Annotated in this window: 10 protein-coding genes; 3 read left to right on the top strand and 7 right to left on the bottom strand. The window is 47.0% G+C overall.

Going from position 1 to position 9,010, the window contains the following annotated elements; all coding sequences use genetic code 11:
- On the top strand, nt 1-819 hold an 819-nt coding region (locus tag V6C93_RS02755), incomplete at its 5' end, for a hypothetical protein (RefSeq protein ID WP_333475115.1).
- A 16-nt stretch (nt 820-835) separates the two neighbouring features.
- On the opposite strand, the gene V6C93_RS02750 is transcribed toward V6C93_RS02755, so the two are convergent.
- The 7 genes from V6C93_RS02750 to V6C93_RS02720 form a co-directional block, all read right to left on the bottom strand.
- Nucleotides 836-1,303, bottom strand: a complete 468-nt coding sequence (locus V6C93_RS02750) for a DUF1810 domain-containing protein (protein WP_333475114.1) — start codon at nt 1,301-1,303, stop codon at nt 836-838.
- Between the two features lie 216 nt (nt 1,304-1,519).
- Nucleotides 1,520-2,917: a TldD/PmbA family protein gene (locus tag V6C93_RS02745; RefSeq protein WP_333475113.1), complete on the bottom strand. Its 1,398-nt coding sequence runs from the start codon at nt 2,915-2,917 to the stop codon at nt 1,520-1,522.
- Between the two features lie 235 nt (nt 2,918-3,152).
- Nucleotides 3,153-3,491 carry a DUF3082 domain-containing protein gene (locus tag V6C93_RS02740; RefSeq protein ID WP_333475112.1) on the bottom strand — a complete coding sequence of 113 codons (339 nt, stop codon included), beginning with the start codon at nt 3,489-3,491 and terminating at the stop codon, nt 3,153-3,155.
- Between the two features lie 44 nt (nt 3,492-3,535).
- The gene (locus V6C93_RS02735) at nt 3,536-3,997 is read right to left on the bottom strand and encodes a PPC domain-containing protein (protein ID WP_333475111.1); all 462 of its coding nucleotides are present in this window, start codon (nt 3,995-3,997) and stop codon (nt 3,536-3,538) included.
- Nucleotides 3,998-4,294: 297 nt separating this feature from the next.
- Entirely contained in the window at nt 4,295-4,816 is a 522-nt protein-coding gene (locus V6C93_RS02730) for a DUF2231 domain-containing protein (RefSeq protein WP_333475110.1), read from the bottom strand.
- Between the two features lie 196 nt (nt 4,817-5,012).
- Nucleotides 5,013-5,756: a DUF2993 domain-containing protein gene (locus tag V6C93_RS02725; RefSeq protein ID WP_333475109.1), complete on the bottom strand. Its 744-nt coding sequence runs from the start codon at nt 5,754-5,756 to the stop codon at nt 5,013-5,015.
- A gap of 122 nt (nt 5,757-5,878) precedes the next feature.
- Entirely contained in the window at nt 5,879-6,514 is a 636-nt protein-coding gene (locus tag V6C93_RS02720) for a DUF1003 domain-containing protein (protein WP_333475108.1), read from the bottom strand.
- A 196-nt stretch (nt 6,515-6,710) separates the two neighbouring features.
- On the opposite strand from V6C93_RS02720, the gene V6C93_RS02715 reads away from it, so the two are divergent.
- Both V6C93_RS02715 and V6C93_RS02710 read left to right on the top strand, forming a co-directional pair.
- On the top strand, nt 6,711-7,457 hold the full coding sequence (locus tag V6C93_RS02715; RefSeq protein WP_333475107.1) for a DUF2993 domain-containing protein: 747 nt from the start codon (nt 6,711-6,713) through the stop codon (nt 7,455-7,457).
- Between the two features lie 445 nt (nt 7,458-7,902).
- Nucleotides 7,903-8,937: a hemerythrin domain-containing protein gene (locus V6C93_RS02710; RefSeq protein ID WP_333475106.1), complete on the top strand. Its 1,035-nt coding sequence runs from the start codon at nt 7,903-7,905 to the stop codon at nt 8,935-8,937.
- The last annotated feature ends 73 nt before the right edge of the window (nt 8,938-9,010 follow it).

Here is a 9,010-nt window from a genome sequence, read left to right as displayed (position 1 = left end):
AATGCGATTTCAGAAATCGGTGTTGCGTCTCTTGCAAGGGCTTTGACAGATAACCAATCGGTGACTGGACTATGGTTAAAGCGCAATCCGATTGGTACAGCAGGCGCGTACCATATCGCCCAAATGTTACGGCATAACCGGACTATCCGCACCCTTGACCTGGTTTCTACCCAAATGGGGGAGGATGGACTGGCGGCTATCCTAGATGCTTTAATCCATACAAATCGCACGGTTGAGCGTTTGTATTTGGGCGGCAACCAAATCAATCCAGACCAAACTTATTGGCTTGCAGACTTACTACGTCACAATCCAAGCATTAATGGCTTGTTTCTCAACGTCAACTGTCTTGGAGATGCTGGAGTTGAGGTTTTAGCTGAGGGATTGCAGGAAAATCAAACGTTGAGCGAGTTAGGACTTGCCAGCAATGGCATCACGGCAAAGGGATGTCGCGCTTTGGTCGCATCGCTCCAAAACCATTCCAGCTTAAGCCATCTCGATCTAGGTTACAGCCCCTCCACAAAAATTCTAGGGGGACAACCGAACTCAATTGGAGATACAGGCGCAGCAATAATCGCTCATTTCCTGATGCACAATCCAACTCTAGTCGAACTCAACCTTCAGAGTACTGGTATTTCCACACGGGGAAAAATCATTCTCACGAAAGCATTGGAGCGTAATCACAAATTGTGCCATCTTCTCCTAAATGGTCGGCTCAATGCCAACGTTGAATCATTGCTGGAACGTAATCGTTCGCTAAATCCAAGTTATCAGTTAGCAAGACCTCGTGCGATCGCTTTGATCCGCAGTGTGTATCGTTAACAATATCCTGGAAGGATCACTCATTCTTGCTTGAGACGTTCAGTAGACGAAGCGTCTTGTCGTCACGCTCGCCTTGGAAAAACTTCTCAAGCAGTTGGTCAAATATTGAGCTTTTGGGCGAAACGGACGCAAACAGGGTCGCGCAAGACCTCAGTTTCATATCGTCGGGAGAACCAAAGATCTCGTAGGCGGAGCGTCCCTCTACACTCAGAACCGCTTCGACGCACTCCGTCAGCCGTGCTCCGAGAATAGGATGGCTCAAATACGCTTTGGCTTCCGCAACGCTTTTGATCGAGTACCGCTTGGAAGTTGTACTAAACCCTAGCCCGTCGAACTGTGGGAAAATGTACCACATCCAGTGCGATCGCTTCCGACCGCTCTTGATCTCGGAGAGTGCCCGTTCGTAATTGTCCTCGTGCGCTTGCACAAAGCGGTTCAAGTCGTATGGATCACCTGCTTCGTCACGTTGTCTGGCATCTGCCATAGATCGTCTCCTAGCACCTAATGGCTCAAATTAACGGTTGTAGTTTTTGTGGGGCAGGCGTCTCGCCTGCTAGAGTGTTGCTTCATACCAAGTGAAAGAATATGCATGATGTAGGGGCGTTAGCGGTAACGAAGCGTTAGGTTAGGGCGGGCAAGATGCCCACCCCACAAGAGGTAAGGGGATACTTTTTAATTTGGAAGTCCCTAAGCTTTGAGTCTAAGCCGCCTCGCCGCCAACAACCACATCTCTAATCCGCAAACTGGGACCGCCACAACCTACGGGTAAACCACTCTGTCCTCCCTTACCACAGCCACCGGATTCATCCCAGTAGAAGTCATCCCCGATCGCTTCAATATCTGCTAAGGTTTTGAAGACATTACCTGAAAGCGTCACATCTCGCACGGGCTCAGCAATCTTGCCATTGCGAATCATCCAAGCTTCCCCAGCCGTAAAGGTGAACATCTCTCCATTGGTCATACCACCAATCCAGTTCCGGGCATAAACCCCCTCTTTAATTCCTTTGAATAAGTCTTGGACTGGCGTTTTTCCCCGCTCAATCCAGGTATTGGTCATGCGGACAATGGGGGGATAGTGGTAATTGAGGCAACGGGCGTTACCCGTTGGACTTTCCTCTAACTTTCCAGCCGTTTCCCGTGAGTGGAGACGCCCCACTAAAATACCATCTTTAATCAGCTGAGTTGTGGTTGCGGGTGTGCCTTCATCGTCGTAGAAATAGCTGCCACGATGCCCAGGAGGTGAGGCACCGTCAAAAATTTGTAACTCTTCCGGGCCAAATCGACGCCCCATGCTCATCACTTCTAGTAAGTCGGGGTTTTCGTAGGCCATGTCGGCTTCGGAAAGGTGTCCAAAGGCTTCGTGGACAAATAACCCGGTGAGAATGGGGTCAATAACCACCGTGTAGGTACCTCCCTTGACTGGAGGCAGGGAAAGAGCGGTTACGGCGCGTTGGGCCGTATTTCTGACCTGTTCGTCAAGATTTGTCAGGTCTTCGTAAGCCTTGCGAGAGCCGGTGGTTTCCCTGCCGGTTTGGACAATCTCACCATTCCGGGCGGTAGCGGAGAAGCGGATTTCCATATCCGCCCAGGATTGCTCGATCAGGGTGCCTTCGGAGGTGGCGAGAATGACTCGCTGGGTACTATCCCCATACCGCACGGAGGTTGTGGTGATTCGGGGGTCGATGCTTTTGAGGATGTCGTTGTAGCGATCGCACAATTGTTTTTTGTGAGCGATCGGAATATGGCGGGGGTTTGTGCCGGTTAGGGGGAGTTGGCAAATCGCCTCCACGGCCTTAACGGGGGCCAATAGGGTTTCCTCATCCCCAACAATTCGTGCAGCTGCGATCGCTTCTTCCACTCGCTCGATTAGGGTCGAAAGCTGATTAAAACTAGCAAATCCCCAACCTCCCTTATAACAAGCCCGTACCTGTCCACCCATCGCCAGACCTTCGCTCAGGGTTTCTACCTTGTCGCCCCGTAACAAAATACTTGTTCCTTCTGATTCCTCAAGACGAATCGCTAAGTAATCCACGCGGGAGCCATAGCGAGCCATTAGGTCAGACAGTAGATTTTTAGCATCAGCGATTACAGTCGGCATAAAAGTCCATCAGCTCAAGGAACTGCCCTTATTGTGCAATGACTAGGGCTTTGAGCGCTACACTAAAATCGATCAAACTTAATACACTATTTTTGTTTTTATGTCAATATATCGAGTTATTTAGCCCCAGCCTAGCCACTTGATCTACGATAATCGGCAGTCCTTGGTAGCGATCGCAGAGAGTTGCAGCGCCTAGAAATGTGTAGCGATAATGTTGTAGAAATTACTGAGTATCCTAGGGGGATGCTTGTCGGTTTTTCAGGTATTGAACGGAGACATAAATCGCCGCCCCCATTAGACCAAGACCGATGATCGTAAAAAGGGTAGTTGCAAGCGTACTGAGTCCCACAACCAGAGTACGAACGGCGAGCGTAATCCGGATTGCTGTCTGGTTGGTGGAGGAAACAGGCTTATTCGCAAAGGCATGAGCAATGGAAGAGGTGAGCAAGTAGAGCGCGATCGCACATCCTCCAGAAATCAACGCGCCAGTTAGATATTGTAATAGACTTGGCTGTGTTTCTTGCTTGTCAGCGGGTTGGGCGTCGGTGTTGGGTGTGGGAGTCAGATTCGTCATAGGTTTATTATCCGCTGCATAAGGTAGTAAAACCAAATCTTCATTTATTTTTCAGAAGGCTGGCGAGTGACCTTGAGGGTAAAAGAACCAACCGTTTTATTTCCACCAGAAGCTCGCACGCGAATAATGTAGTCTTCTGTTCTGGTAATTTTGACAACGATCACAGAGTTGGTAGTGCCATCTGGACTATCATCGTTTTCTTCCACGACAGAACCATCAGCCGCTATGAGTAAGACAAAGGTATCAAAGCTGTTTGATGAGGCAGCGATTGTCACTTTTTCTCCGGCTGCCAATCTTACGGTATAGTCTTTGGCAAATCCTTTTTTGCCGGTGGGAATATCTTTGTCTGAAAGCGTATCTTTGATTGGATTACCAACCGACAAAGGAATCGGCTTGTAGAGCTGAATTTGAGCCGTGGTTACTACAGCACTCAGGCCAAGGGTCAGTAGAGTGAGAGGAGCGATCGCGATAGCGCTCATGGTACGCAAAAAGAGTAACTGGGTCAACGCGCCTTCTTACCTTATAGCTTTGTATTACCTAATCGGTTTTTTGAACAACCAAGAAGGTGAACGGGTTAGGGGAATTTATTTTAGCCTATGTTAGCAATAAAAATACTCTCTCGTCTGTTTGTTGAGAGAGCTATCGTTCTAGAAGAGTGTATGCAACAAGGCAAAAGCTTGTGTTTGCTACCAACAATACAATTACAGAAGGTGTGTGACGCAAAGGTGAGAATCACAGAGCCAATGTGCGATCACTTCTCTCTGGTTACTTTGTTTGAGGTAATGGTAAGTCTTGATTAACTTTTAGCGTTCATTTTGATCACCGTAGCCAATCACAGCGATTTTATGGCGGTAGACCAGTTCGCCTCCATACCAGCCGGAAATGCCGAGCAATGTCGCCACGATCACGGAGATGATTAACCCTGTAAACAGGATATTTTCTGCTGGGTTGCCTAGTCTTAACCCCAGGTTGATGGCAGTGAGGACGAGTGCGGTGACGTTGGCATACATATGAGCCCAGCCAGCCGTATGCTTCCGAACCCGACCAATTTTCATAAAGTCCATCAATCCAGTAAGAGCAGCCAGAAGACCAGTAACTAATCCAGCCACGATTAACCAAAATGAAGCGCGTGCCCAGAACAAGTCGCCCGTCAACCAATAGGCTATATCAGTGGCGGCTGTCCCAACTAGAAAAGCAATGGGCATAGTCACGATTGCAGGATGGAGGGGATGCCCTGCGATCGCCACTGTACTAGGCACACCACTGTCTCGATAATTACTCTCTTCACTTTCTATTACAGGGGGGATATTTGGAGTCTGTGTCATATTCTTCTACTTTATTTTTAAGATTCCTATAGGTCGAAGTAGCGTCGCGGATTACTACAGGAATTCTGACGGATAACAACTAGGTGAAACGTCATCCAAAAGGGAGATTTAACCATTGATAACAGACTCAGGACACAAAAAGAGAATAGGGGTTTGGGGAGGTGCCAAGTGTGGTATCAAACAAGCAATCTTGGTATTAAGAACTAGGGAATTGCTCAACACGAGCTGTAGATTGAAGCGTTAGTTTGCCCTTTTGCACATCCAGTCCCTTGAGGCGTAGTGATAGCCCTTCTAATTCAAAGTTGCGTAAATTCAGCAGTTCACCTGCCCTCTCTAATAGAGCAGCCGTGAGTTCTGGTGATATCTCTTTACCTTGGGCGTACTGAATATCCTCTAGTGCTATCCGTTCTCCGCCAGTAGCCAGGTGGGGTACCGTCGAGAAGGAAATGTTCTGAGTTTCTCCGGTTTCCTTCAGGAGAATTTCAGCGGTGAGTGTAATCTTACCGTCACCGGGTAGGCTCAAATGTACCTGACGCGCATTGATCGTCAGGAGTTGACCATTGACATGCACCTTCAGGTTTTGCAGCTTGTCATGGATATATTCAGAGTTGAAGGCACGCTCTAAATCTTGTTCGGTGAGGACAACATGAGCCTCTGCATCTGTTGGACGGGTCAGTTCAATTTTCCCAAAGGCTGCGCTAAGGGGATTGATAGCAATGCTACCCATTTTGACATCCAATTCCTCGGCACGAAGGTCTTTCTGCATTACCAGACCTTCGCCTTCAATTTCAACGGATTCTAATTCTCCTTGAATCAGCTTGCCTGGATCAGTGCGGATATCTACTTCCAGATTTTCGACTTCATCCAGTTGGGTCGATAGTCCAATTTCTGCGGCTTTACTCAGTGCCTGTTCGCCAATATCGGGTTGGTTTAGTGTCACGATGGGGTTTCCTGTCTTAAAGATTCTTCACACAATCTAGGCGATCGCTTCTGATCAGTGAATCTACCCGATGACATAAGGAAATAGGCGTAACACTTTAAGGCAAGCAACTTTTTACTCCCTCATGAGTCTGATACATCTTGTTGCTGAAGCTGGACCAGTTCTTCGCTTAAGGTCTTTTCCAGAACTTCCATAACGACATGGGGATCTGCTGGTTGCTTCATAATCTCCGCTTCCGGATCGTGCCGATCTTTCACATTGGGAAGATCGCGGCGTAGTTCTTCAACCAAAGCAATCAGCTTGGCAATTTTTTGCTCTGAGAGCAGGTTGAGTTGCAAGCTCAGTTGCATTCGCTGTTCCATTAATTTTTCTTGCCGATTTTGCGTAATCAAAACTCCAGTTGAAATCAGCAAACTACCAAGGCCGAGGACATGATCCAGCGATTCAAACGGCGGTGGGTCAAATTGCGGGATGCCGAAGCCAGGGGGTAAGACATTAGACACGATCCATACAGTTACGCCAATTAAAATGCAATACAGAAATATTGGATGACCGAAAAAAGCGGTCACAGCCTCCACGATTCGCTGAGTTCGGGGTAGATCTTTTTCGGCTTTAGCTTGCAAGGCAATAATAGCCTCAATATTTTGAGCAAGAGGGTCTGGTAAGGGAGCAGAAGGGATAACGACTTTGGTTTTGTGAATTATACTCTGGGGGGCTTCGGGTGAGTTTTCAGGGTTTCCTGTCCGGCTGCTTTCCATAACGGGTAGTACTAATGGCCTTTTGGGTTTTACTTATTACTGTAAAGATGTACAGCAGCCGATTGGAGCGTCAAGTTGTCAAGCGTTTTATATACAGCTAGCTTTGTCTTCCAATTTGCGTATTCCTTGATACAGATTCCCGGCGTGATGCTAAAGACCTAGAGTAAGCAGTAGCAGCACACGAGGAGATAAAGTCATGCCAGATGAGCCAAGGTTGGAGGAGCAGGCGCTCTCCCAAGCTGCTGAAATGGCGATCGCGGCGCAACTCGATGAAGTAGAAAACATCAACGTAGCTGTCCGAACCGATCTGCTGAAAATGGTTCAGGGGTGCGTGGATTCCGTCTCGATCGCGGCTCAGGATGTGACAATGCACAAAGACATCCATGTGCAGGAGATGCAACTGCACACCGATAGGATTGCGATCGATCTCATAAGCGCGATTTTCGGTCAGATTGAACTGGATAAACCCCTTGAAGCCACTGCGCGTTTGGTACTCACAGAACAAGATATCAACCGCGCCTTGAACTCAGACTACATTCAGAGCAAGTTTCAAAGTCTGGAGTTGAAGGTGGAAGGTGAACTTCTGAGCGTGGAACCGCAACAGCTAAAGATTCATCTCCCAGGTGGTGGCAAGATGGGATTTAGTGGAACTATTGTGTTGCACGAAATAGGCACGTCTAGGGGTATTGGCTTCGCTGCCGTAATTCGCCCAGCGATTATGAAGCAGCCTCTGCTGCTAGAAGCATTTCAATGTACTCAGGGAGAGGGTATTTCCCTAGAACTAGCGCTCACCTTCTTGAACAAAGCAAGAGAACTGATGGACTTACCCTATTTTCAGCTGGAGGGAATTGCACTTCGCGTGAAAAAAATGGATGTGCAAGAAGGCAGCGTCACGCTTGATACCGAAGCCTACGTGCAGCAAGTTCCTGATTTCAATTCTTAAAGGGGATATCCTTAACTAACTTGTTTAGGGTCTCTACTGTTTTTCCAAACTCGTCGTTAACCAATGAGTCATTAAACAATGAGTTGTTGTAAAGGCTTATACTTTTCAACTTTACATTGTTTAATCCCTGTTTCCTTGCCTATTTTGATTTAAGCTTTTATTTTCTGCAAAAGATTGAAATATACATAGCTTTTACTTATCTTAATAAGCTCAAATGAACCCTACTTTCCCTTAATTCATTTAAAAAAACATCTATCTCAAGGGTTAAACTACACCCGAAGTGAGGGAAAACATAGAAACAGGTAAATAGCACCAAAATATAAGAATTTGGTGACTTCGACTACTCACACTGTGAATCCGTCAAGAGAAGGATGAAGCCACTCAATGCCTGCGACAAACTGAAAGAGTTGCAATTTAAACATCCTTAACAAAGAGAGAACAACAAATGTCGGTAACACTTGATGATACCAAACGTCTTGCGATCGCCCAAAAACTCGCTGACATGAAAGCGCTTCAGAATCTGCTCATTGCCAATGAACAGAAACTAATACAAGCCTGTACGGATCAAGAGATTCGGAAGCGTCTGCAAGATTTTATCCAAGACGATCAGAAAAACCTAGGCGTTTTGGACACAGTAATGGTTCAGTACGGTGTTAAAGGAGAGCCAAAAGAAACCACTCAGATGCTGATTGAGCAAGTTCAGAAACTAATGGAAGGTTCTGAGCTAACTCTATATGAAAAAGTAGCTCAGCACGAACTGCTCAAGCATAAACAGACAATGTCTGGACTCCTCGTTCACAAGTGTGCGCAGGTTGTTGGTGCTGACGTTATGGCTGCGATCGGGCCATTGAATGCTGTTAACTTTGATAACCGCGCTCATCAAGAGCAGCTAAAAGGAATTCTAGAAATTCTAGGCACTCGTGAATTGACTGGACAAGAGCCAGATCAAAGCCTGTGGGGACGCGTTCAAGATGCTGTTGCCGCTTTGAGTGGTGTAGTTGGAAGTGCCGTCACTCGCAGCGACGATGAGATGGATATCCGTGCTCTTATCCGCATGGATCACACCAAGGTTAATACCCTGTTCATGCAAGTTCAAGGCACGAACGATCCTCAAAAACTACAAGAGTTTTTCGGTCAGATCTACAAAGATTTAAGCGCTCACTCCGCCGCTGAAGAACAAGTTGTTTACCCAGCAGTACGCTCTTACTACCAAGACACTCAGGAACTTTATTCTGAGCAAGCTGAAATGAAGCAAATGCTGGAGCACATTAAGTCTTTAAATCCCTCTTCAATTGACAACTTCAAAGCTAACGTTGAGCAGTTGATGAGAGCTGTTCAGTCTCATGTGCAGCAAGAAGAGAACGAAATGTTCCCCAAACTGCGCGACAACTTCAGCCACGAGCAGCAGAAGCGAATGGCGACTGAGTTCAAATCGGTTAAAAGCCAGTTGCAAGACCAGATGGCAGCTTCTAAAAAGTAGTAGTCTGCTAACTTAAATCGACAATCTAATAGCTACAACGAGTTAGATAACGTAAGAGGCTCCCACCATTTAT

Origin of the sequence: Allocoleopsis sp., assembly GCF_036703385.1 — a bacterium.
Classification (GTDB): Bacteria; Cyanobacteriota; Cyanobacteriia; order Cyanobacteriales; family Coleofasciculaceae; genus Allocoleopsis.
This window is presented reverse-complemented; position numbering and strand designations above follow the sequence as displayed.